This is a genomic window from Bacillus sp. 22446 (assembly GCF_052044955.1).
GTDB lineage: Bacteria > Bacillota > Bacilli > Bacillales > Bacillaceae > Bacillus > Bacillus altitudinis.
In genome coordinates this window covers 19,217-41,527 of the sequence record NZ_JBQEOD010000013.1, presented here as the reverse complement: position 1 = coordinate 41,527, position 22,311 = coordinate 19,217, and the positions used below count along the sequence as shown (strand labels likewise).

The following is a 22,311-nucleotide window of genomic DNA, read 5'->3' as shown; positions in this document are numbered from 1 at the left end:
TTCTCCCCTTTACTTAAGAGCGCACGAGCTCTTTTGCTGCTTCAATAATATCTGGCACTTGTGGAATGACTGCTTTTTCCAGCGTTGGGTTGTACGGTATTGGGACGGCAAGACCGCCAAGTCGTTTAATAGGTGCATCTAAATAGTCGAAGGCTTCACTTTCCGCTATCATACTGGCAATCTCTCCGCCGTAGCCGCCTCGTTTCACTGCCTCATGCACAACGATACATTTGCCTGTTTTTTTCACAGATTCAATAATGGTTTCTTCATCTAATGGGACGAGCGTTCTCGGATCAATGATCTCGACATCGATTCCTTCCGCTTCTAGTTCCTTCGCTGCTTCGAGCGCTTTGTGCACCATAATGGCTGTTGCGACAATTGTGACGTCCTTTCCGCTTCTCTTCACATCCGCTTTCCCTAAAGGAATCGAATACTGCTCTTCTGGTACTTCACCGATTGTTTTATATAAAAGCTTGTGTTCATAGAAAATGACAGGGTTGTCATCATCCATTGCTGCTTTTAAAAGTCCTTTTGCATCATAAGCTGTTGAAGGCTGAACCACCTTTAGTCCAGGAATATGAGCCATCCACGCTTCTAAGCTTTGGGAGTGCTGCGCTGCGGCACCTGTCCCGGAACCTGCTGGTGTTCTGACAACAAGCGGCACCTTCCCTTTTCCGCCAAACATGTAACGTGTTTTCGCTGCTTGGTTTACAAGCTGATCCATTGCAATTGTAATAAAGTCAGAGAATTGTAGTTCTAAAATCGGACGCATTCCTGTCAAAGCCGCTCCGACTGCGCCTCCTGCGATGGCAGCCTCTGAAATCGGCGTATTGCGGACGCGTTCTGGACCGAATTCCTCGATCATCCCGCGCGTGACACCAAATGCGCCACCGTATACGCCGATATCTTCACCTAAAATGAAGACATCTTGATTTTTTCTCATTTCCTGACTCATTGCTTCTCGAACGGCTTCTAAATATGAAATCTCTCTCACTGTCGTGTTTGTCACGTGATTCCCCTCCTAATTAGGCGTATACATCCTCTAATAGTGTGTCAATTGATGGTTCTTTACTATTTTTCGCAAATTCAACAGATGCCTCGATCTCTTGCTTCGCTTCTTCTTGTAAACGAGCAGCCTGCTCTTCTGTCAGAACATCTAGCTCCATTAAGAGTGACTTAAAGCGTTTAATTCCGTCTTTTTGTCTCCATTCTGTCTCTTCTTCACGTGTACGGTATTTTTTCGCATCACTCTTAGAGTGACCCTTCCAGCGATACGTTTTCATTTCAATGAGTGATGGCCCTTCTCCAGCTCTTGCACGGCTTACAGCTTCATCTACTGTATTCATGATCTCAACCATGTCATTTCCATCAACTGTTTTCCCTGGCATTCCGTAGCTTTCTGCTCTTGTTGAGATGTCTTCAATGTTGATCATTTCTTTCACAGGACCAGACATGCCGTATTGGTTGTTTTCACAAATAAACACAACAGGTAAATCCCAAATGGAAGCAAGATTCAGCGCTTCATGGAAGCTACCTTCATTTGTGGCGCCGTCTCCGAAGAAACAAAGGACCACAAAGCCTTCCTTTTTCATCTTGGACGTGAGCGCCGCACCTGTTGCAAGCGGAATACCGCCGCCAACAATTCCATTTGCCCCAAGGTTTCCTTTTTCTAAATCGGCAATATGCATGGAGCCGCCTTTTCCTTTGCAGTAACCCGTTTCACGTCCGAACAGTTCAGCCATCATTTTATTGACCTCTGCACCTTTTGCAATACAGTGACCATGTCCGCGGTGTGTACTGACAATCTTATCTTCATCCTTTAACACAGCAATAGATCCAACAGCCGATGCTTCCTGTCCAACACATAAATGGGTCGTTCCATGGATTAATCCTTTAGCAAAGAATTGATCGACCTTTTCATCAAAATATCTTACTAACCACATTTGTTTATATAAATCTGCTAATTTCTCATGACTAATCTGTTCAGGCAAAGTGATTTGTTTTTGCATTTCTTCTCTCCCCTTTACATTTGTTCTTATGTGTTACATTTGTAATTATCATACGTTTAACTCTCATTGAAGTCAAGCATTTCCGTTTATTTTTTAAGCGTTTTCATCTTTTTTCAGAAAAAAAGAGAAAGGCAAAGCCCTTTTCCAAAGACCTTCTCTTTCTCTCCATCTCGTACATTCTCATTCATCTGGATACATCATGATTTTGACGCTTTCACCTTCTGGATGCCTAGCACATTCTATCGCCTGACGAAGCTGACTTAATGGATATCGATGCGTAACCATTTTTTCTGTATGAACGACTTTCGCTTTTAAGAGCTCCAGCGCTTCACGATAATGGTATGGATGCGAGGAATAAGCTCCGACTACTTTCACTTCATCATGGAAAAAACGTTCTGCTGGAATGGAGACATCCCCTTTCGGAAAGTGAGCAAAGACCAAAATCGTTCCGCCTCTTGCGACAGCTTGAAATGCTTCTTTTAAAAGCGCACTACTACCCACAGAAATAATGACAAGGTCCGCTCCCTTTCCATCTGTTTCTTTCATGACGCGGTTTTCTACTGGCTCAGATGCTGGATGAAAAGCGACGTCCGCCCCAAGATTTCTTGCTTGAAGGAGCCTGTTCTCATTTACGTCTGTGATCATCACTTTTCCAGCCAAATAATATTTGGCAAGCTGTAATTGAATGCAGCCAATTTGCCCCGCTCCAAGAATCAAGACCGAATCTCCAGGATGAACGGGCGCCCTTTCAAAGCCGTGAAGACAGCAGGCAACCGGTTCGACCATCGCTCCTTGTTCATATGAGACGTCATGTGGGAGCTTACCCATTGTATGCTTAACATGTAAAGCAGGAACACGAATATATTCCGAAAAACCGCCCGGCTCTACATTTGTGGCTGCAAATTGCGGGCACATTGTATAAAATCCTCTTTGACAAAAGTCACATGTAAAACAAGGGACATGATGCGCTACATACACCCTGTCTCCCGTTTGAACATGTGTGACGTGACGGCCTGTTTCGATAATGTCACCAGCGATTTCATGCCCTAGCACTGTGCCAGGAGGTACCGTCTCATGTGTCGCTTTATAAATATCCGTCCCGCATAACCCGCAGGCACGCATTTTTAATAATACTTCGTCGTCACCAATGGCTGGCCGCTTCCGCTCCTCGTAACGAATGTCCTCTGAAGAATAAAAGACAGCTGATTTCATTTAGCCGCATCCTCCTTTTCATCACATGTCGCAAGACTCTGCAAGGATTGAACGAGCTGCTTGTACTCACTCATCTCACTTGAAATCCAGTAGCGTCCGCCAAATATTCGCGCAGGTCCCACTCTGACATATACTTTCCCGATATGAGGATATGGTTTTAAAAACAATTTTCCTTTAATATCGGACACGGCATATGTGTGCCACCTGCCAAAAGCACCTATTTTCAGCTCATCTTCACTAATCATGATATTCGTTGGCTGATTCAGGCCAGTGATGCTAGAAAGCATAAGGATAGGCAGCGTATAGACACCTAACACAGCTAATGGCTCAGGTCCTGCCGACATCAACGTATAAAGAGACCAGAGAAAAAACACACATATTAACAAGGCCGGAAGGAAAATAGAAAACATGGCAGACGTTCGGCTATAAGCATGCTGCTGCATGAGAGCTCCCCCTTTCAAATGACATGGAAGGAGCTTTCGCAGCTCCTCCACGCAATCATCGTTCACTTAATATGATCGATAATTTTTTCAATATCATCTTCAATGCCAAATCCCGTTAAAAAAGATAACGTTTGAATCACAGGCGTTCCTTTTGTATCACTAACAGGCGTTGTCGTTACAATTAAATCAGCACCCTCCGCTTTCTGCGGAACCTCAGATGCCTTACACTGTTCAACGATGACATCGTATCCTTTTTCCTTTAATGTCTCTTCTACCTTTTTTGCCACAACCGTTGACGTAGCAACTGCCGTTCCGCAAGATACTAATATTTTTTTTGCCATGAGAATCCCTCCAGCTCGTTTATTGATCTTTCTGATCTAAGCCCATTTCTTTTGCATACTGCTTTTTAATATCATTTCGCACCCAGTACCAAAGAAGCGCATATGCCAGTGCACAGACAATCGCTGCAATGAAGTAAGGATTGCTCGGATCAAGAAGTCTTACCATGATCCAAGGAATGACGTGTGAACCAAGATCGATACCAGAGATCATATTTGCCCCTTCTGGGAAGTCGAAACCAACTGCTTTCCCCATTGTTGTGGCGAGTGGTGCAAGGTTCGTTGCAATGAAGAAAACAATCATTAAGGTAAAAATACTGTTAATGAGGCCGCGAATAATATTCCCACGAGCGGCTGCTACTGCCCATACTACTGTAAATGGCAGAACCGATAAGTCTGCAAACGGCAGCATACCATTGTAAGGAAGAACGACAGCGAGCAAAATGGTGATTGGCACCATCAAAAGGGCTACAGCCATATTCGCTGGATGACCAATGACAATCGCTGTATCCAAACCAATATAGACATTTTTTCCAGGGAAACGCTTTTGAATATAAGAACGAGCACCCTCAGAGATTGGAATAAGTCCTTCCATTAATAAAGCAACCATTCTTGGCATTAACACAAGCACTGCAGCCATTTGAATTCCAAGGGTCATGACACCTTTTGCATCATAGCCCCCAAGAAGACCAATAATGATACCAAGTATAAGACCCATCACAAGCGGTTCACCAAAGATGCCAAAACGTTTTTTCAAAGTTTCTGGATCCGCATGAATTTTGTTTAGACCAGGGATTTTATCAATCACGCGGTTTGACGCATACATGAGCGGAGCGAAGTTGACCGTTTCAGCATGAGCCATCGATACGCCTTTTAATCCGAAATGGTGTTCAATCGTCGGTGCCGTCCAATCGGCGAGTTTTAGTGTAATCGCAGAAACGATTAAACCAACGGCAAGAGCTAAGAACATATTATGATAAGCGTAGTAAGTAACAGAAGCAGCGAAAATCAAATGCCAGAAATTCCAAATATCCACATTCAATGTTTTCGTAAAGTTAACAGACAGCAAAATGACATTTAACAAGAGCACAAGAGGAATCATCAAAGGGGCAACAGGTGTACCAAATGAAATGGCGGCTCCAATCGGCCAACCGACATCTAAAATATCAAGCTTTAATCCAAGAGAATTGACCATGGCTTTGGCTGCTGGTCCAAGACCGCTTACAAGTAAATTAATGACCAGATTGACCCCGACAAATCCAATTCCGATGGTAATACCTGCACGGAAGGATTTTTTAAATCCTTGCCTTAAAATCATACCGAATAACGTCATAATAATTGGGAGCATAATTGTTGGCCCTAAGTCTAAGATGAAATCGACGGCTTGCTTGATCATACATCCACCTCCTGATTTTAAATAAAGCGCTTACATTATGTCGTGAATAGCTATTGGTTTAATTCTTTTTGAAGTACATCAACGGCTTCTTCATACGATGTCATGTGAGATAAACTTGTCATTACTTCTTCTTTTCTGAAAAGCGTCATCAGTTTCTCTAACATCACAAGCTGTTTACTAGGTTCAGAGATTGCCAGAACGAACACAATTTTGGCTTGAACTGTCTCATGAGGGCTTCCCATCTTATGAAAAATAACAGGTTCTTTTAATGTCGCTACACTGATCGCCGGTTTGTTTACATGTTCAGGATCTGTATGGGGAATGGCTACCCCAAAGGTCGCAAGAGGAAGACCGGTCGGATATGTTTTTTCTCTTTCAAGCACTGCTGGTAAAAAGCTCGATTTAATATACCCTCCAGTTTCTAACCTTTCTGCTAAATAGGCAGTCACCTCCTCACTTGAAGATGCTTCGTATTGCAGCTCAATCAGCTGTTGATCTAACTCAAACAAGCTGTTCAAACAACCACCCCTTTCATTTGGTATAAATATGAACACATGTAACAAAAAGAATGAACATTTTAAAATAGAACCTTTTGTAAAGCGCTTACAAACAAATGTGTTATAAAATGTTCAATACTGTTACCTTTGTAAAGATATTATAATATTCAAAATTATAAGTCAATGTTCCTAGGAAAATTTTTATAAAAAAAGATGCAGCTTTTTGCCGCATCTCTTTCATTACATCACATCAACTTCTTGTTAAATATGGCTTCCTATATCTAAAAATTCAGCTACAAAAAGGTTGTCTGTCTGCTCTGTCATTTCTTTTTTTGTGCCGATTTTTTCGATTCTGCCCTCATTCATCACTACAACACGATCAGCGATATCAAACGCTTCTTCTTGATCATGCGTCACAAAGATGGTCGTCATTTGAAATTCTTGATGAACTTTTTTCAGCCAATGTCTTAATTCTTTTCTCACCTTTGAATCTAGTGCACCAAAAGGTTCATCTAAGAGAAGAGCTTTCGGTTTAACGGCTAGAGCACGTGCGAGTGCTACACGTTGCTTTTGTCCACCTGACAGCTGCTCTGGATAACGGTGTTCATACTGCGTTAATTGAACAACTTTCAGCAGCTCATGCACCCGCTCTTTGATGTCTTTTTTAGGCAGCCTTTCTCCTCTAGGTTTCATCTTCAATCCATAAGCCACATTATCAAATACCGTCATATTTCGAAAAAGCGCATATTGCTGAAAGACAAAACCAATTTGCCGTTTTCGCACTGGAATGTGAGTATAATCTTGTTCTCCAAATAAGATCTGCCCTGTATTCGCATCATCAAGCCCTGCAATAATTCTTAATAAAGTCGTCTTACCTGATCCAGATGGTCCTAGTAAGGATATTAATTCCCCATTTCCGATCGTCAAATCCACGTTTTGCAAAACCTTCGTCTGCCCAAATTGCTTTGATATTTGTTTCGCTGTAATCCCCAAGGCTGATCCCTCCATTTATTTTGAACGCTTGCCAAGCCTGTGATCTCTCTGCTGAATGATCTGCTTGATGATTAATGTGATGACCGCAACAAACGCCATGAGAGAGGCCACGGCAAAAGCCGCTTGGAATTGATACTCGTTGTATAGAATTTCTATATGAAGCGGCATTGTATTTGTCATTCCGCGGATATGACCGGATACAACTGACACTGCACCAAATTCACCAATCGCCCTTGCCCCTGCTAAAATGGCGCCGTAAAAAAGGGCCCATTTTATATTTGGAAGTGTCACAAGGAAAAAGGTCTTCCACCCACTGGCACCAAGCGTAAGCGATGCTTCTTCCTCATGAATGCCTTCATTTTGCATAAACGGAATTAATTCTCTCGCAACAAAAGGAAATGTCACAAAGATGGTCGCAAGAATCATCCCCGGTACAGAGTAAATCACTTTCCATCCATTTGCTAATAGCCACGGTCCTAAAAGTCCATTTGAACCAAATAAAAGTACAAATATAAGTCCTGCAATGACAGGTGACACCGCAAACGGAAGATCAATGACAGTTGTTAACAAACGTTTTCCCGGGAAATGAAATTTTGTGATGAGCCAAGCAGCACTGATCCCAAAAATCATTTGAAGCGGCAATGTGATCATCACAATGAAAACAGTCAATTTAATTGCCGCAAGCGTGTCTGGATGTGAGATGGCAAGAAGATAAGAACTCCATCCTTTCTCAAAAGCCTTTGAAAACACAGCAATCAACGGCATGAGTAAAAACAAAATCAAAAAAGCATACACCACACTAATCAACATACGCTTCACCGCTTTTGATTCCGTCACAGGACTCCTGTACTTGATGCGGTGCTCTTTAAGAAGCTCCCTTTCCAATCGTCTCACCTCACTTCCACTTGTTTTTTCCGCTCGACAAACCACTGCAATCCGTGAATCAATAACAAAATGACAAATGATAAGAGCAGCATGAAACAGGCAATGGCTGCGGCTCCTTGATAATCATACTGCTCAAGCTTAGACATGATCATCAGTGGTGTAATCTCTGTTTTAAACGGAATATTTCCCGCTATAAACACAACGGAGCCATATTCACCGAGTGCTCTTGCAAATGCCAGAGAAAATCCAGTCATTACCGCTGGAAACAAGGCAGGCAGCAGTACATGAAAAAAGGTCTGTTTTCTTGTAGCACCAAGTATGGCTGCGGCCTCTTCCACTTCCTGCTCAAGCCCCTCAATGACCGGTTGAACCGTTCTTATGACAAATGGAATGCCAATAAAAATCAGTGCCAAAATAATCCCGAGCGGGGTGTATGCCACCTTCACATGCAAAAATTGCCCAATCCACCCATTCGGAGAATAAAGAGTCGTCAAAGCGATGCCAGCCACTGCCGTTGGAAGAGCAAACGGCAAATCGATGAGGGCATCCAGGATGTTCTTTCCTGGAAACGAGTACCGCGTGAGAACCCATGCGATCAGTACACCGAAACCTGCATTGATGAGTGCAGCTGCAAAAGAAGTCGTAACCGTAAGCTGCAGCGACTTTAGCACCCGCGCATCACTAAAGACATTCCAAATTCCTTCTGCTCCTAATGAAGCCGTCCAAATAAATACCATAGATAAAGGAATCACGACAATCGCACTGACATAACCAAGTGTCACTCCGAGACTCAGCCCGAATCCAGGCAATACACGTTTTCTTTTATTGACGGCAGTATAGCCTTTCTTCATCACGTCGCCCCCTATTTTTGTCCGCTATATATTTGATCAAATAATCCGCCATCATCAAAAAATCTTTTCTGCGTCTTTCGCCATCCGCCAAATGCCTGATCAATGGTCACCATATCAATCTCTTTAAATTGATCTTTATATTTGTTTAGCACTTCTTGATTTCTTGGTCGATAATAGTTTTTCGCCGCAATTTCCTGTCCTTTTTTAGAATACAAATAATCTAAATAAGCCTTTGCCACTTTCTCTGTTCCTTTTCGTTTCACATTTTGGTCGACAACGGCAACGGGCGGCTCTGCTAGAATACTAATGGAGGGACTGACAATCTCAAATTTGTCTTTGCCTAATTCATGCAGTGTCAAATAGGCTTCATTTTCCCAAGCAATTAAAACGTCACCAAGACCGCGCTCGACAAAAGTTGTTGTGGCGCCACGAGCACCTGAATCGAGCACCTCGACATGCTCATATAACTTTTTCACAAAATCCTTCGTTTTTTCTTCATCCCCATGAAAGGTTTTATCGGCATATGCCCATGCGGCTAAATAATTCCATCTTGCACCGCCTGACGTTTTTGGATTAGGTGTGATGATGGATACACCTGGCTGAATCAAGTCATCCCAGTCTTTAATTTTTTTGGGGTTCCCTTTCTTCACAAGAAACACAATAGTAGACGTATAAGGTGTGGACTGATTTGGAAATTCTTTTTGCCAATCCTTTGAAAGTAGCCCTCGATCTGCAATGGCATCAATGTCGTACCCAAGAGCAAGTGTAGCCACGTCTGCTTCGAGTCCATCAATAATCGATCTCCCCTGCTTACCTGATCCTCCATGAGACTGCTGTATCGTCACATCTTCACCGGTTTTGTCTTTCCAATAAGTCTGAAAGGCTTGATTGTATTCCTGATACAATTCACGGGTAGGATCGTATGACACATTCAACAGCTCAATCTTTCCCTTTTGATTTGAGGCTTCATTCGCATTTGAGCATGCAGCACTTGTGATGATGAAAAGTGTCATCGCAATAGAAATCCATATCCATTTTTTCATGTTATCCGCTCCCTTTCACATTGAATAGTGACACCAACCTTGCCGTTTTCAGTTCTATACGCAAAAAAGGCCCTCAGCGATTGAAGTACAAAAAAGTTCTGTACGTCAATGCCAAGAGCCTTCGGTTGTCCGATCAGCTATGTATGATTGATGTTAGTCTATATATTATTCAAACTATTCACAGGTGTCAACTGTGTTTTTATTTTAATGAAAACTAAAAAGAAACGCCTTCTTGATGAGGCGCTTCTTTTCCCGGGAAATGCTATTGATCTGCAGCTACCTTTAGATTGACACCAACAGCAGTTCCATTTCTCGTTGAATCAGCTACTCCAGTAAATGTCCCTGCTTTTCGATCAATCAGTAAAGCTTGCACATTCCCTATATCAATAGGGGAACTGCCAAACTGGTGACCCATATCATTTAACTTTGTTCTTACATCTAGAGGGACACCTACTTCATAACGATACGAAGTTAAGCTGTTTGTGTAGATTCTTGGCTCTTCTACCGCATCCTGTAGCTCCATGTCATATTCAAGTAAATTGAGAATCGTCTGTGAAACAGAAGCAATGATCGTCGTTCCACCAGGAGACCCAACAGTCATGACAGGCTCTCCATCTTTAAAAATGATCGTCGGGGTCATACTTGATAATGGACGTTTATTGGGCTGGACTTCATTTGCCCCGCCAGGTCTTGCATCAAAATCAGTCAGTTCATTATTTAAGAAAAATCCATACTCTGGAACAAGTATCCCTGTACCAAATAATTGTTCAATGGTAGTGGTGAATGACACAACATTTCCCCACTGATCTGCAACAGTAAAATGGGTCGTCTCACCAATGGTTTTATCTTCTGGCTGAGGAACAATTGGGGATGGGTTTTTCTCATCCTCATATGCCCAAGGATCTCCTTCTTTCGGGCTGCGATTCATTTGATCTAATTGAATGAGAGAGGCTCTTTCTGAAATGTAATCATCGTCTAGTAGTCCTTTTAGTGGAACATCTACGAATTCGGGGTCGCCGGCATATGCGGCTCTGTCAGCATAGGAGAGGTGCATTGTTTCAGCAAGCAGCTGATATTTTTCGAATGATTTGGGGTCATACTGAGACAGGTTAAAATGGTCAAGTATTTTGAGAATTTGTAGCATAAACACCCCGCCTGAGCTTGGTGGAGGCATGCTTGCAAGCTGATATCCTTTATAGTCTCCCCAGATTGGCTTGTCAGTCTTGACTTCATAACGTTTGATATCTTTTGAAGTCATCGTCCCGCCAAAATCTTGAACTGTATTTGCAAGTGCCTTTGCTACTTTTCCTTCATAAAACGCTTTGCTTCCTTTTTTCGCAATGAGTTTAAATGTTTTTGCAAGACCTGGCTGGACAAGCAGATCTCCTTCTTCGAGCGGCTGATCATTTGGAAGAAAAATTGGCGCTGCGGCCGTTTTTTTCAATTTTCCTTGGTGATCATCAATCGCATTTGCCAAGACAGAATCAATTTCAAAACCATCTTCTGCAAGTTGAATGGAGGGCTCAATCAATTCCTTCATAGAACGAGTACCCCACTTATCTAATGCAGCTTCAAGACCTTTTACAGTCCCTGGAACACCTACCGCATTTCCATGTGTAGATCGCTCAGCAAACGGAATCACTTTTCCATCATCTGTTAAAAACATGTCAGGTGTTGCGCCCTGTGGTGCTCGCTCTCTGCTATTGATGATGGATGTTTCCTTTGTCTTCCCATCATAAACCATCATAAATCCGCCACCGCCAATTCCAGACATCATTGGCTCTGTTACGTTAAGTGCGTACTGAATGGCAACAGCAGCATCCACTGCGTTCCCACCTTTTTTCAATACGTCAGCACCAATCTCCGATGCAAGCGGATGTGCAGTAGCCACCATACCATCTTTGCCAACAGCTACTTTATTCCCATGAGTTTCGTTTGCAGTGACTTGGCTGACCGGCAGGAAAAACGAGAAAACAAACAGACATATGGACAAAACAGTTAGAGAAATGCGTTTCATGAACAACACCCCTTCCATATTCTTACTTTGACCTTACCGACTTCTTGACCAGAATACAATAGATTATTCTAAAATTTCAAAATTTTTCATTATATCATCCTATATCTGCCAAACAAAACGCATGTTTTCAAAACATATGACATGCACAACTCGTAGTAACAAAGACATATGTCTTCCAAGTTTGAAACTTCACGATATAATAAACTCATAACAAAGGGGGAAAAAGAATGAACCACAAAAGCACTTTATTTTGGGAATCTTATTGGGAAAAGAAATCAGAAAAAACTCCTGATCACGCCTCTGTTTCTGCTTGGGCATTTGGCGCAAATCCAGATCACTTGCTTGACCTTGTACAACAAGGAAAAAAAACAGCCACTTGTTCTGGATACCTTTTTTACGAAAAAGAACAAGAGCCTCTTCCAAAACCCGGTCAATATGCGGTCATTTTGGACAGCCAGGAGGAACCAAAAGCCATCATAGAGATCACGCAAGTAGATATCATGCCAATGAATGAGGTTCCTGAATCATTTGCAAAAGCAGAAGGTGAAGGCGATCTTTCATATGACTATTGGTACAAAGAACATGAAGAATTTTTCACAGAAGCCCTTGAGCCGTACGGATTAACATTTAAGGAAGATATGCTTCTTGTTTGTGAGCGATTTAAGCTTGTTTATTCAGCTTCTTAACTTTTAAGCGGTGCCAAAAATGGTCCGCTTTTTTGCTTTCTTTTCCCCTTTCTGAAAAAGGTGAGTTGAGATCACATCTTTAGGTCAGAATAAGATCAAATAGAAAAAGTGAAGAAATTTTCGACTACACCTGTTTTTTTTCGACAAAAGAATATATAATTATTTGATGTGTGCATTGTCTCATTTATACAATGGAGGGTTTTTACATGTTAAAAAGGAAAAAAGACAAGTTTTCCGTCTTGTTAACGGAAATTGCTAAAAATTTAGATGAAACTGCTGAGTATTTTGTTAGCTATAAAGTAACAAATCAAACCACTCTGAAAGAATTTTCTGACACATTGAAGGAATATGAGACAAAAGGTGATAATCATGTTCATACCATGATTAAAGAGCTGAACAAAGCCTTTATTACACCGATTGAACGTGAAGACATTCTTCAATTGACGAATAGCCTCGACGATGTTTTAGACGGCATTGAGCATTTTTCAGCAACTTTAGAAATTTATTCAATTACAAGCTCTGACGAACATATCGACAAATTCAGCCACTACATCAGAGAATGTGCGAAAGAAATTTTAACGACTATTGAATTACTGGCTGATAATCGCTTGAAAGATATTCATCCGCACGCAATCAAAATTAAAGAGATTGAGCATAATTGTGACAATCTTCACCGCAAATCACTAAAGAACTTGTTTGGAAAAGAAACAGACCCAATTAAGGTCATTCAATACAAAGAAATTTACGAAACACTTGAAGAAATCGCAGATTCCTGTCAAAGTGTTGCCAACAATCTAGAAACAATCATTATGAAGAATGCGTAACGGGGTTAGTTAAACATGGATACATTACTCATCCTTACCATACTTATTGTCATTTGTGCACTTGCTTTTGATTTCATTAACGGATTCCACGATACAGCAAATGCCATTGCTACTTCAGTTTCAACAAAGGCGTTAAAGCCAAGACATGCTATTATTATGGCAGCGTTTATGAACTTCTTAGGAGCAATGACATTTACAGGTGTGGCGAAGTCCATTACAAAAGACATCGCAGATCCTTTTACACTTCAAAACGGATCTGTCGTCATTTTGGCTGCTTTAATTGCAGCCATTACTTGGAACTTGCTTACTTGGTATTACGGGATTCCGAGTAGTTCTTCACACGCACTGATCGGGTCAATTGCAGGAGCTGTTATTGCCTCCGCTGGTTTTGGCGCTTTAAACTATTCGGGATTCATTAAAATCATTCAAGCACTATTGCTTTCACCTATCCTGGCTTTTGTTTTGGGATATATCGTGTATACCATTATCAAAATTTTATTCCGAAACAACAATCTCGCAAAAACAAATAAACAATTCCGACGTGTTCAAATTTTAACGGCTGCACTGCAATCGTATACCCACGGAACAAACGATGCGCAAAAAGCGATGGGAATTATTACGATGGCTTTAATTGCAGGTAATTTGCATACAACAGACGACATTCCTTTCTGGGTACAATTCTCTTGTGCGCTTGCAATGGGACTAGGTACGTCTATTGGCGGCTGGAAGATTATTAAAACAGTCGGCGGTAAAATCATGAAGATTCGTCCAGTAAACGGAGTATCTGCAGACTTAACGGGTGCAGCTATTATCTTCGGTGCAACATTTATTCACTTACCGGTTAGTACCACTCACGTGATCTCATCTTCTATTCTAGGTGTAGGATCTGCACATAGAGTAAAAGGAGTCAACTGGGGTACGGCAAAACGTATGCTTGTCACTTGGGTGATCACATTACCGATTTCGGGAACTCTAGGGGCACTTATATACTTTGTGTTAAATGCGATTCTCTAATATCAAAGACCTGTCTAACAGGTCTTTTTTTATTTGTTTGCATCCTCAAATGCTCTTTTTCTGCAAGCCATTTTTTCATGAAGCAGGGTTTCCAATCATATCCATAGAAATAAATAAGTATCCATCTGTCTATGGGAGAGAAGAACATGCTATTATTTTTTCAATTGACTGTTTGGTTATTGCTAGGTGCTCTTGCTGTATATGTATTTGCGGTATGGCGCTTTGAACAAAAAGTAAAAGAAAAGATGTTTGCGATTCGTAAAACGTGGTATTGGATTTATGTAGCGGGTGCTGTTGTGTACTGGACAAATGACCCTTCTTCAATCTTCACCGATTGGATGCACTACCTGATTATTGCTGTTTTTTTCGCATTAACTGATGCCTTTATTTTCCTCAGCTCCTATATTAAAAAACTCGGAAATCATGAACTTGAAACCGACACCCATCAACTCCTAGAACAAAATAACGACCTGCTTCATTCTTACCTCAATAAACTAAAAACGTACCAATACCTATTGAAAAACGAACCGATCCATGTATATTATGGAAGTATAGAAGCTTATATAGAGGGAATTGAACGACTGATCTATTCTTTTGCAGAAAAAATGAATATTCAAGCAGTTCTTTGTCCTTATGATACGCAGGAGCAAAAAGATGACCTGCTGCGGACACTTGATCAGAGAGCGCTCATTCAAGCAAAGCTTGACAGGCAGGAAGTGTATTACGATGATTTCGGCAAATTGGTTCTCATCCCGTTTTCAGTAGCGGATGCACACTTTGTGATTAAGCTGACCTCTGAGGAAATTGTCACTGAATTCGACTATTTATTAATGACTTCACTTACAACGATTTATGACCTAATCTTGCCTGACGAAGAGGAAGGTGATGAAGATGGAACACGCACTTCAAGGGGATAATAACAATCGCAAGAAAAACCCATTTAAGATTTTAAAGAAAAAGCGCCATATTAGTATGGCTGATTACAAAGTAAGTCCCCATACGGAGCGTATTTTCAAAAAGAATGAACAGCTCCTAGATGAGTATAAAAATAAAAAAGCTTGATTACACTAAAGGACGCGGAACTTCATCCGCGTCCTACTTCCGTTTTCACATCTACTTGCATACAATAAAACCAACTGCTGCAACGATTGAGGTGCCAATATGAAAAAGAAACTTAAACAATTGAGGTATGTTCAGTTTGCTGAATTTAAGCCATCCCCTTATGTCTGCCGATTACATGAAAAAAGTGAAGCCGTCATTCAAGCGGCCAAAAAGAAAGACTCACTGATTTAATAGTTGAAGCAACTTCACTTTTGTTTTAGGACCGTATACTCCATCACTTGTTAGACCATTCATCAGTTGAAATCGCGCGACGGCATTGGCTGTTTTTTCCCCATAAACGCCATCAATGCCCTTATCTACAGCTGTTTTGTCAGGATAAAAATACACAGCAGCAAGCGCTTTTTGGACGAGACGTACATGCTCCCCTTTTGTCAGAGGTGATGTCACCTTTAACACCCCATCCGGAAGTTCATAACTGAGCTTTTCTTCTGCATGATAAATCTTGAGAACTTGTCCAACTCGAATCATGTTGGGGTCACTAATCTGATTCCATGTCTGTAAATCACTCACTGTGACACCATGGGCTTTGGCAATACTCGTTAGCGTATCCCCGCTTTTCACCACATATGTGATAACCGTTTCCGGATCACCTGCAGTCTCAATTCCTCTTTTAAATTCATCCCATGTAGCTAGTAGCAGACGTGGACATGTTTTTCCTGACCAATGCTGATGCGTCACCACATTTGCTAATGGAATGCCATGTTCTTTTAAAAGCTTTTGAATAAGCCACTGGGCATGTTTGACAGCTTGTTGAAAGTTTCCATCCTCATTTTCACAAATTTCAATGCCAATCGATTTTCGGTTGCCATCTCCATGTCCATCCCCAGCATGCCATCCATTTTCATTTAAAGGGAGATGCTGAAAAATTTCCTTGTCATCCACTGTAAAGTGCCAGCTTACCTCTGTTGTTGAGCGTTTGACATATGCCGCGTGACTTTTTGCGTCAGCTCCCTTAGATGTATTGGCTGTGTTATGCACAGTTACATAAAGCGGCGTCATAGCATATCCTGGCCGATTTCCGTTTCCAACTGGAATAAAATCTTGATAAATTTGTACCATGTTTTGCACTCCTTTTTGTTAAATTGATGTTTGATCTTGCTCATCAATCGGTGGCAAACGTAAGACAAATTTGTTTGTTTTCGTCATAAGACTATGGTAAAATTTGAATTCAATCGCCGTTTTATCTTTGTAAAAAATAAAAAATTAGAATAAAAAACAGGAAAAACTTCCAATTTTCTTTGATTTTATGTTAAAATTGTTAAAAATAAGCCGATATAAAAAGTAAGCGATAGCTTTATTAGCCATTTAGTCCTATATGGACTTTTCTTTTACGGCAAAAATAGAACATACGTTTGTATGGAGGTTTTGACATGACTTATTTTTTAACCCATTTAGAAGAAGATATTAAACGGTTATACACTCAACTGCAAATAAGCGGTCCTGCCTATGTAGACATGCATAGGATCGCAGCTGAATTTCATGTATGGGTACACTACGAGGATACTGGCAGCATGATGATCAAACATCAAGGTCTTTACAGTATTATTTTAAACAGAGCCTTATCGTCAGAAGAACAGTGGCAGGATTTCGCCCACGAGCTTTGTCATGTGCTAAAGCATACAGGCAACCACTTTAACATGCACAAGCTCTTTCGAGAACTGCAAGAGTTTCAAGCAAAACAATTCATGTATCACTTTTGTGTTCCGACTTTTATGCTGCTGCAAATGACGCTCCCAAACCTTAGGCAGCAAGCCATTTTGCATATTGCTCAAACATTTCATGTCACTCGGGCTTTTGCTGAAAAACGGCTTGCTCTATTTGAACAGCGAAGAGCCGGCATTCAATTTCAAAAAGAATTTACTTCTTATTTAATGAGAGCCGGCAAGGTCGCAGAAAATGAAGCTGCGTATCAAACAAAAGCGTCAGCACACGTGACGTCAGAAGTTTATTCATAAAGGCTTAACACTTGTTTCAGTACATTTGTGTATTGATAAAATTGTTCGGTTTGTGTATCACGCCTACGGCTCCGCCTAAAGTCTTGAAAGAAAGCTCTTCTCTGAGCTTGGCTAATTTCAATTTGAACACTTTTTCCTGTGAGGCATTGATTATTAATATTTTGAGGATGTGTTCCAGCAAATTGATCCGATTCAGATAAAAGTAAGGCATGGAAGCCATTTTGTGTGAGATACTTCACTGTTTCAGCAGCTTTTTCCCTGTCGGTACCGCCAACTAAAGTTTGTAGGACGTCTGTTTCTCCATAGCCGTGGAGTGCAAACGTATAATGATGTGTATGCACTTGAGAAAGACAAATCGGCTCATCAAAACGTGTGCTCGTAATATGAAGAACATGATTGCCTTTCACTTTAAGGCCCTCGAATAAATACATAGAATAATCGGTTGCTACTTCATGGACCAGCTCGCTCACGCCAGATTCAATTCCTCCCGCATGAGGTGACAGGACGAGAAGCTGATCCCCTTTCCGCTGATGAAGAATTTGATAGTCGATCCCTTTTCTTTCATGAGCGGAAAGCTCTTCATAATTTTGATACGTATCTATGATTTGATTCATTCCATCTGCCCCATTTCTCTATATGAGCATAAGTCTACTGATCGCAAATTCTTTTGTAAAGTGTTTTCGAATAACCAGTGTGATCTGAATGCATCCTTAAATTTTCCTTATCTTTACGGGCTAACTGTTGAATGTTGAGAAAAAATGACCGATAATTGAAATGAATAGAACTTTTGGACTATATGAATCTTTTTGTAATCTCTCTCATATATTAGAATATTGCGATCTACACCTGGAGGAATTCATGTTTAAAAAGAAAACCACCATCATCCTTGCCATCTTATGTCTTAGCTTCGCCGGAATTATTTACTGGAAATGCTTCTCTCTTCAAGGCGTGTCTCACGGCACATTCATTCGCTCGATATCATCACCTGATGGAACCTATACCATTAACACATATCGACATAGCGGAGGAAAGCTAAAAGAGAATGCGGTCAGAGCAGAAATTGAAAACAAACTCACCCACCACAAAAAAACAATCTACTGGAAGTACCCTGATAAAGATCCTCTGATCAAATGGGAAAATGCACAGCTCGTTCAAATTGGACATGAGTTTTTAAATGTGGTCAAAGGTGAAACATACGATTATCGCTTTGATCAGAAAAATAGAAAATAACGAGCCAGCAAAAAAACGAACCCTTTTTGGATTCGTTTTTTACGTTGACATCACCTTTTGCATAAATTCTTTCATTTCTTTGCTAACCGTCGTCAACCTGTCTACAATTTCACTAAACTCCGTCACTAATAAAGCCTGTTCTGAAGATGACCCTTTCATATGGCCCATACTCTCAAGTAATGTATGTATATTAGAGGAAATCCCTTGCAATGAGCTTTCTATGTTTTCTGTTGCACGTGAGGTTTCGCTTGAGAGCTTTTGAACCTCGCTCGCTACCACACTAAAACCCGCTCCCTCTTTCCCTGCCCTGGCCGCTTCAATTGAAGCATTCAACCCTAGCAAACTCGTTTGCTTAGAGATACCTTTGATCATTTTTGTAATATCTGAAGTTTTTTTCGAGCTTTCAAGTGTTTGCTGTGTTTGGAATGTCATTTCCTCACTTGTCGCAGAGAGCTCTTCTGAATGAGCCGCCACCACATGTACCTTTTCTTGAATACTTTGAATGATGTCATTCAATGACTCCATATACGCCTCAAGTTCTATTTGATTTTTAAGTGGAAAACCTAAAGCAATTGCACCAATGACTTGGTGATTTTCATCGAAAATCGGCAATCCCATTGCATTTAAAGGGTCCCATACACCGATTCAGGTACAAATGTACTTGATGTTTCGCCTCTAAGCGCATTTTTCATATTCTGATCATCTGGTTTAATGGGATCTCCTGTCCGTATTTGAAAATCCACATCTTTTGATGGCAAATACAGCAAGAATTTTTCTCGATCAATGACCCCCATCGTCACTTCATCTTTTAAAATCTTCATCATATATGGTGCTGCGGTTACAATACTCTGTAGTATATCCATTCCCTCTACCCCCTTAATGTATTTATCGGTCATTCCTCTTAAATTTGATTATTATTTTTTAAAATTAATGATCAAGATTGAAGTTTTTTTATATTTACGAGTAAAAAGTATGACAATTCCTTTCTATATTCAAAAAAACGAGAATTTGCTATACTTAGAAAATCAACATATGATGAAATGGTCATGTAACCATTTGATATATTCACTGGAGGCGCATGTTGTGACACAACCCATGAAGTATGAGCGGGCGATCGTCATCGGAGGCGGAATAACGGGAATGCTCGCTGCAAAGGTTTTATCAAGTTTTTACCTTGAAGTATTGATTATTGAAAAGGACGAATTGCCAGACGCTCCTGAAAATCGTCTTGGCACGCCTCAAGCTTTTCATCCACATAGAATGTTGCCACTAGGCAAACAAATCGTGGAACGTCTATTTCCTGGTTATACAAAAGAATTACTCGAAATGGGCGGGTACAACACATGGCATCAGACATCTCGATTTATGACAAAAGATGGCGAGTTAGTACTCACCGATACTGAAGAAACAGCTGTCACACGACGTGCCATGCTAGAGTGGGTGCTGATGCAAAGAATGTTACGTGAGGATCGTGTTCAATTTTTAGAAAAACATGAAGCGATCGCTCTTCTTTTTGAAGAAGAAACGACTAAAGTGAGTGGATTACAGGTCAAAGATCGGAGGATAAAGCCTGGAATCATCAACAAAATGAGTGCGGACATAGTCATTGATACGTCTGGAAGAATGTCTAAATTGCCAAAATGGCTGAAAAGCGCAGGACGAACCTTGCCTCAGACAGATGAGCTAATCGTGTCTCTTGGCTATAGCACGAGATACTACCAAATACCATCTGAGGCACCGAACCTAGAACCAATGGTCATCGTTGGACAGCCAAATAAAAAAATTCCAACAGGACTGTTTGAACGAGTAGATCATGATTTAGCAGCGGTTCTTCTCTCTGCAGCTGGCGGCTCTCATTATCCAACAACGGACGCTGATCAGTTTGATGTAGAGACCGCTAGGCTGACCAATCCCTCGATAGCAGAAGCCATCACTCATTTAATTCCCTATACGAAACCAAAAGGATTTAGAGTTCCGGCTTGTGTCAGAAACCACTATGAACAAATGGAAGATTGGCCAAGCGGCTTATTGGTCATGGGTGATGCCTTATGCACATTAGATCCAATACATGGTCAGGGAATGACAAAGGCAGCTCTTGAGGCACAGACACTTGAGCGTATGCTCAAACAAGCACAAGAAGATGGGCTTATTTCTTTTGAACGGCATACCTTACAACAAATGCAGCACGCCAATGAGCTTGGCTGGTGGCTTTGTGCAATTGCGGATATGGCTTGGGAAGGCGTTGAATTAAAAGGAACCCCCATTCCCCATCTGACATTTGTACAAGAATTTTTCAATTATTATGTACAATATGCCGTTCAAACAAAACAACCTAAATGCCTTGAGGCTTATCATCGTATGCATTCGTTCTTAATAGAACCGAGAAAAATCATCAACCTAGAGCAGCTGCAAGACATGATTCAAGCTGACTCCACTGGTGAGGTCGGCCACTGGTGGCATAGGTGGGATCAAAAGAATGATGAATTAAATCGAGCTTTCTTCTATGAAGCTGTTCCAGACTTTCAATTACATCAATTGCTAAAATCAAACTAACATAAAAAAAGCCCCTCAACGGGGGCTTTTAATTAACGTAATAATTGAAGTACGTTTTGTGGCTGTTGGTTCGCTTGTGCAAGCATAGCTTGAGAAGCTTGAGAAAGAATGTTGTTCTTTGTGAACTCACTCATTTCTTTCGCCATATCAACGTCACGAATACGAGACTCAGCAGCTGTTAAGTTTTCAGCAGAAGCACTAAGGTTGTTGATTGTGTGCTCTAGACGGTTTTGGACTGCACCAAGCTTAGATCGCTGAGCAGACACTTGCTTAATAGCTGTTTCAATAATACCAAGTTGTGCATCAAATCCAGCAGCTTCCTCGCCATCTTCACCACTTGCACTAATAAATTTTGTCACATCGATTCCAGCAACAGAACCGGCTCCATCTTCACCTTCAGCCGTCCCATCTGTACCTAAAACTGAAGCACCCATGTTTTCGATGTTAAGTGTAATTTGTTGTGTTGCGTTTGCACCGATTTGGAATACAAGGCTTTGTGCCTCACCACCGTCATCAGCACCCTTAGACGAATAAGTTCCATCTAATAATTTCTTCCCGTTAAACTCTGTACGAGTAGAAATACTTGTAATCTCATCTTGCAAGTTTGAGATTTCATCTTGAATGGATGCTAAATCTTCTTCCTGCTGTGTACCTGTGTTCCCAGCTTGAACAACTAGCTCACGAATACGTTGAAGTATCGCATGAGATTCAGTCAATGCGCCTTCAGCCGTTTGAATAAGAGAGATACCATCTTGAGAGTTTTTAGTAGCCATTTCTAGACCACGGATTTGACTTCTCATTTTTTCAGAGATCGCAAGACCTGCTGCGTCATCCCCTGCGCGATTAATGCGAAGACCAGAAGAAAGTTTCTCCATGTTCTTTTGGCTTGAACCGTTGTTAGTAGAAAGACGATTCAATGTGTTAAGTGCTGCGATATTGTGGTTAATTCTCATATTAAATGACCTCCATGTGTTTGAACCAATTAGACATCCATGTCTAAAAGTTCTAAATTAGAATTTTTCCGTAAGCCTTACAATCCATTTATCGAACTTTAATGGAATATGTTTAACAAAAAAGGAATAAATAAGGGAAAAGTCTCATTCAATATGATCGTTTCGCTAGAGTATGCCAAATTTAAAGGTCGTTTTTCATGATTTAATAGAGGGATTAAAGAATCACAAGTGAAGAGAAGGAGAAAAAGCGAAGAAAAAAGAGCATAAAAAAAAGCCCCATTAAGGGGCCT

24 protein-coding genes and 1 pseudogene are annotated in these 22,311 nt (G+C 41.0%); 9 read left to right on the top strand and 16 right to left on the bottom strand.

What is annotated here, in order from left to right:
* Positions 1-13 precede the first annotated feature (13 nt).
* The 12 genes from ACTJJD_RS18115 to ggt form a co-directional block, all read right to left on the bottom strand.
* Positions 14-994, bottom strand: a complete 981-nt coding sequence (locus ACTJJD_RS18115) for an alpha-ketoacid dehydrogenase subunit beta (RefSeq protein WP_026050078.1) — start codon at positions 992-994, stop codon at positions 14-16.
* 31 nt (positions 995-1,025) lie between these two features.
* Positions 1,026-2,009 carry a pyruvate dehydrogenase (acetyl-transferring) E1 component subunit alpha gene (pdhA, locus tag ACTJJD_RS18110; RefSeq protein ID WP_008346257.1) on the bottom strand — a complete coding sequence of 328 codons (984 nt, stop codon included), beginning with the start codon at positions 2,007-2,009 and terminating at the stop codon, positions 1,026-1,028.
* Between the two features lie 180 nt (positions 2,010-2,189).
* Positions 2,190-3,221, bottom strand: a complete 1,032-nt coding sequence (locus ACTJJD_RS18105) for an alcohol dehydrogenase catalytic domain-containing protein (protein WP_017367078.1) — start codon at positions 3,219-3,221, stop codon at positions 2,190-2,192.
* Positions 3,218-3,664 carry a hypothetical protein gene (locus ACTJJD_RS18100; protein WP_008346260.1) on the bottom strand — a complete coding sequence of 149 codons (447 nt, stop codon included), beginning with the start codon at positions 3,662-3,664 and terminating at the stop codon, positions 3,218-3,220. The genes ACTJJD_RS18105 and ACTJJD_RS18100 overlap by 4 nt, the downstream gene beginning before the upstream one ends.
* 62 nt (positions 3,665-3,726) lie before the next feature.
* Entirely contained in the window at positions 3,727-4,005 is a 279-nt protein-coding gene (locus ACTJJD_RS18095; RefSeq protein WP_017367077.1) for a PTS sugar transporter subunit IIB, read from the bottom strand.
* Positions 4,006-4,024: 19 nt separating this feature from the next.
* Positions 4,025-5,398: a PTS galactitol transporter subunit IIC gene (locus ACTJJD_RS18090; protein ID WP_007498866.1), complete on the bottom strand. Its 1,374-nt coding sequence runs from the start codon at positions 5,396-5,398 to the stop codon at positions 4,025-4,027.
* Between the two features lie 50 nt (positions 5,399-5,448).
* Positions 5,449-5,916: a PTS sugar transporter subunit IIA gene (locus ACTJJD_RS18085; RefSeq protein WP_008346265.1), complete on the bottom strand. Its 468-nt coding sequence runs from the start codon at positions 5,914-5,916 to the stop codon at positions 5,449-5,451.
* A gap of 240 nt (positions 5,917-6,156) precedes the next feature.
* Positions 6,157-6,888: a sulfate/molybdate ABC transporter ATP-binding protein gene (locus ACTJJD_RS18080; protein WP_017359151.1), complete on the bottom strand. Its 732-nt coding sequence runs from the start codon at positions 6,886-6,888 to the stop codon at positions 6,157-6,159.
* Between the two features lie 15 nt (positions 6,889-6,903).
* Positions 6,904-7,773, bottom strand: coding sequence for a sulfate ABC transporter permease subunit CysW (gene cysW / locus ACTJJD_RS18075; protein ID WP_440608734.1), 870 nt, complete (start codon positions 7,771-7,773; stop codon positions 6,904-6,906).
* Positions 7,774-7,778: 5 nt separating this feature from the next.
* Positions 7,779-8,624, bottom strand: a complete 846-nt coding sequence (gene cysT / locus ACTJJD_RS18070; RefSeq protein ID WP_440608729.1) for a sulfate ABC transporter permease subunit CysT — start codon at positions 8,622-8,624, stop codon at positions 7,779-7,781.
* A gap of 11 nt (positions 8,625-8,635) precedes the next feature.
* A complete protein-coding gene (locus ACTJJD_RS18065) occupies positions 8,636-9,667 on the bottom strand; it encodes a sulfate ABC transporter substrate-binding protein (RefSeq protein ID WP_440608728.1) in 1,032 nt (343 codons plus the stop codon).
* Positions 9,668-9,929: 262 nt separating this feature from the next.
* Positions 9,930-11,684, bottom strand: a complete 1,755-nt coding sequence (gene ggt, locus ACTJJD_RS18060) for a gamma-glutamyltransferase (protein ID WP_035700423.1) — start codon at positions 11,682-11,684, stop codon at positions 9,930-9,932.
* A gap of 227 nt (positions 11,685-11,911) precedes the next feature.
* On the opposite strand from ggt, the gene ACTJJD_RS18055 reads away from it, so the two are divergent.
* The 6 genes from ACTJJD_RS18055 (at position 11,912) to ACTJJD_RS18030 (ending at position 15,501) form a co-directional block, all read left to right on the top strand.
* The gene (locus tag ACTJJD_RS18055) at positions 11,912-12,370 is read left to right on the top strand and encodes an ASCH domain-containing protein (RefSeq protein WP_284565004.1); all 459 of its coding nucleotides are present in this window, start codon (positions 11,912-11,914) and stop codon (positions 12,368-12,370) included.
* Between the two features lie 206 nt (positions 12,371-12,576).
* On the top strand, positions 12,577-13,194 hold the full coding sequence (locus ACTJJD_RS18050) for a DUF47 domain-containing protein (protein WP_017359157.1): 618 nt from the start codon (positions 12,577-12,579) through the stop codon (positions 13,192-13,194).
* A gap of 15 nt (positions 13,195-13,209) precedes the next feature.
* Positions 13,210-14,208, top strand: a complete 999-nt coding sequence (locus ACTJJD_RS18045) for an inorganic phosphate transporter (protein WP_024719592.1) — start codon at positions 13,210-13,212, stop codon at positions 14,206-14,208.
* Positions 14,209-14,354: 146 nt separating this feature from the next.
* Positions 14,355-15,125: a type II toxin-antitoxin system SpoIISA family toxin gene (locus tag ACTJJD_RS18040; protein ID WP_024719591.1), complete on the top strand. Its 771-nt coding sequence runs from the start codon at positions 14,355-14,357 to the stop codon at positions 15,123-15,125.
* Entirely contained in the window at positions 15,094-15,270 is a 177-nt protein-coding gene (locus ACTJJD_RS18035; RefSeq protein ID WP_008346289.1) for a type II toxin-antitoxin system SpoIISB family antitoxin, read from the top strand. The genes ACTJJD_RS18040 and ACTJJD_RS18035 overlap by 32 nt, the downstream gene beginning before the upstream one ends.
* Before the next feature lie 99 nt (positions 15,271-15,369).
* Positions 15,370-15,501: a hypothetical protein gene (locus ACTJJD_RS18030; RefSeq protein ID WP_255290884.1), complete on the top strand. Its 132-nt coding sequence runs from the start codon at positions 15,370-15,372 to the stop codon at positions 15,499-15,501.
* On the opposite strand, the gene ACTJJD_RS18025 is transcribed toward ACTJJD_RS18030, so the two are convergent.
* Positions 15,490-16,389, bottom strand: coding sequence for an N-acetylmuramoyl-L-alanine amidase (locus ACTJJD_RS18025; protein WP_017359601.1), 900 nt, complete (start codon positions 16,387-16,389; stop codon positions 15,490-15,492). The genes ACTJJD_RS18030 and ACTJJD_RS18025 overlap by 12 nt on opposite strands.
* A 311-nt stretch (positions 16,390-16,700) precedes the next feature.
* Between ACTJJD_RS18025 and ACTJJD_RS18020 the strand changes: the two genes are divergently transcribed.
* On the top strand, positions 16,701-17,285 hold the full coding sequence (locus tag ACTJJD_RS18020) for an ImmA/IrrE family metallo-endopeptidase (RefSeq protein ID WP_008346294.1): 585 nt from the start codon (positions 16,701-16,703) through the stop codon (positions 17,283-17,285).
* On the opposite strand, the gene ACTJJD_RS18015 is transcribed toward ACTJJD_RS18020, so the two are convergent.
* The gene (locus ACTJJD_RS18015) at positions 17,276-17,899 is read right to left on the bottom strand and encodes a poly-gamma-glutamate hydrolase family protein (protein WP_024719586.1); all 624 of its coding nucleotides are present in this window, start codon (positions 17,897-17,899) and stop codon (positions 17,276-17,278) included. The two genes, ACTJJD_RS18020 and ACTJJD_RS18015, sit on opposite strands and share 10 nt — an antisense overlap.
* A 244-nt stretch (positions 17,900-18,143) precedes the next feature.
* Here ACTJJD_RS18015 and ACTJJD_RS18010 point away from each other — a divergent pair, with 244 nt between their 5' ends.
* Positions 18,144-18,515: a DUF5412 domain-containing protein gene (locus ACTJJD_RS18010; protein ID WP_017359605.1), complete on the top strand. Its 372-nt coding sequence runs from the start codon at positions 18,144-18,146 to the stop codon at positions 18,513-18,515.
* A 39-nt stretch (positions 18,516-18,554) separates the two neighbouring features.
* On the opposite strand, the pseudogene ACTJJD_RS18005 reads toward ACTJJD_RS18010, so the two are convergent.
* Positions 18,555-19,378: pseudogene (locus tag ACTJJD_RS18005) on the bottom strand (methyl-accepting chemotaxis protein).
* A 220-nt stretch (positions 19,379-19,598) separates the two neighbouring features.
* Between ACTJJD_RS18005 and ACTJJD_RS18000 the strand changes: the two are divergent.
* Positions 19,599-21,068: an NAD(P)/FAD-dependent oxidoreductase gene (locus ACTJJD_RS18000; RefSeq protein WP_217967323.1), complete on the top strand. Its 1,470-nt coding sequence runs from the start codon at positions 19,599-19,601 to the stop codon at positions 21,066-21,068.
* A 32-nt stretch (positions 21,069-21,100) separates the two neighbouring features.
* Here ACTJJD_RS18000 and hag read toward each other — a convergent pair whose 3' ends face one another.
* Complete coding sequence (hag, locus tag ACTJJD_RS17995; protein WP_041092274.1) at positions 21,101-22,021, bottom strand: flagellin Hag; 921 nt, start codon at positions 22,019-22,021, stop codon at positions 21,101-21,103.
* Positions 22,022-22,311: the final 290 nt, after the last annotated feature.

What these genes read in the sequence shown, in the direction of transcription:
- pdhA (WP_008346257.1), bottom strand. Translation starts at nt 2,009, where the DNA reads ATGCAAAAACAAATCACTTTGCCTGAACAGATTAGTCATGAGAAATTA.
- ACTJJD_RS18105 (WP_017367078.1), bottom strand. Translation starts at nt 3,221, where the DNA reads ATGAAATCAGCTGTCTTTTATTCTTCAGAGGACATTCGTTACGAGGAG.
- ACTJJD_RS18100 (WP_008346260.1), bottom strand. Translation starts at nt 3,664, where the DNA reads ATGCAGCAGCATGCTTATAGCCGAACGTCTGCCATGTTTTCTATTTTC.
- ACTJJD_RS18095 (WP_017367077.1), bottom strand. Translation starts at nt 4,005, where the DNA reads ATGGCAAAAAAAATATTAGTATCTTGCGGAACGGCAGTTGCTACGTCA.
- ACTJJD_RS18090 (WP_007498866.1), bottom strand. Translation starts at nt 5,398, where the DNA reads ATGATCAAGCAAGCCGTCGATTTCATCTTAGACTTAGGGCCAACAATT.
- cysT (WP_440608729.1), bottom strand. Translation starts at nt 8,624, where the DNA reads ATGAAGAAAGGCTATACTGCCGTCAATAAAAGAAAACGTGTATTGCCT.
- ACTJJD_RS18065 (WP_440608728.1), bottom strand. Translation starts at nt 9,667, where the DNA reads ATGAAAAAATGGATATGGATTTCTATTGCGATGACACTTTTCATCATC.
- ggt (WP_035700423.1), bottom strand. Translation starts at nt 11,684, where the DNA reads ATGAAACGCATTTCTCTAACTGTTTTGTCCATATGTCTGTTTGTTTTC.
- ACTJJD_RS18055 (WP_284565004.1), top strand. Translation starts at nt 11,912, where the DNA reads ATGAACCACAAAAGCACTTTATTTTGGGAATCTTATTGGGAAAAGAAA.
- ACTJJD_RS18050 (WP_017359157.1), top strand. Translation starts at nt 12,577, where the DNA reads ATGTTAAAAAGGAAAAAAGACAAGTTTTCCGTCTTGTTAACGGAAATT.
- ACTJJD_RS18045 (WP_024719592.1), top strand. Translation starts at nt 13,210, where the DNA reads ATGGATACATTACTCATCCTTACCATACTTATTGTCATTTGTGCACTT.
- ACTJJD_RS18040 (WP_024719591.1), top strand. Translation starts at nt 14,355, where the DNA reads ATGCTATTATTTTTTCAATTGACTGTTTGGTTATTGCTAGGTGCTCTT.
- ACTJJD_RS18035 (WP_008346289.1), top strand. Translation starts at nt 15,094, where the DNA reads ATGAAGATGGAACACGCACTTCAAGGGGATAATAACAATCGCAAGAAA.
- ACTJJD_RS18030 (WP_255290884.1), top strand. Translation starts at nt 15,370, where the DNA reads ATGAAAAAGAAACTTAAACAATTGAGGTATGTTCAGTTTGCTGAATTT.
- ACTJJD_RS18025 (WP_017359601.1), bottom strand. Translation starts at nt 16,389, where the DNA reads ATGGTACAAATTTATCAAGATTTTATTCCAGTTGGAAACGGAAATCGG.
- ACTJJD_RS18020 (WP_008346294.1), top strand. Translation starts at nt 16,701, where the DNA reads ATGACTTATTTTTTAACCCATTTAGAAGAAGATATTAAACGGTTATAC.
- ACTJJD_RS18015 (WP_024719586.1), bottom strand. Translation starts at nt 17,899, where the DNA reads ATGAATCAAATCATAGATACGTATCAAAATTATGAAGAGCTTTCCGCT.
- ACTJJD_RS18010 (WP_017359605.1), top strand. Translation starts at nt 18,144, where the DNA reads ATGTTTAAAAAGAAAACCACCATCATCCTTGCCATCTTATGTCTTAGC.
- hag (WP_041092274.1), bottom strand. Translation starts at nt 22,021, where the DNA reads ATGAGAATTAACCACAATATCGCAGCACTTAACACATTGAATCGTCTT.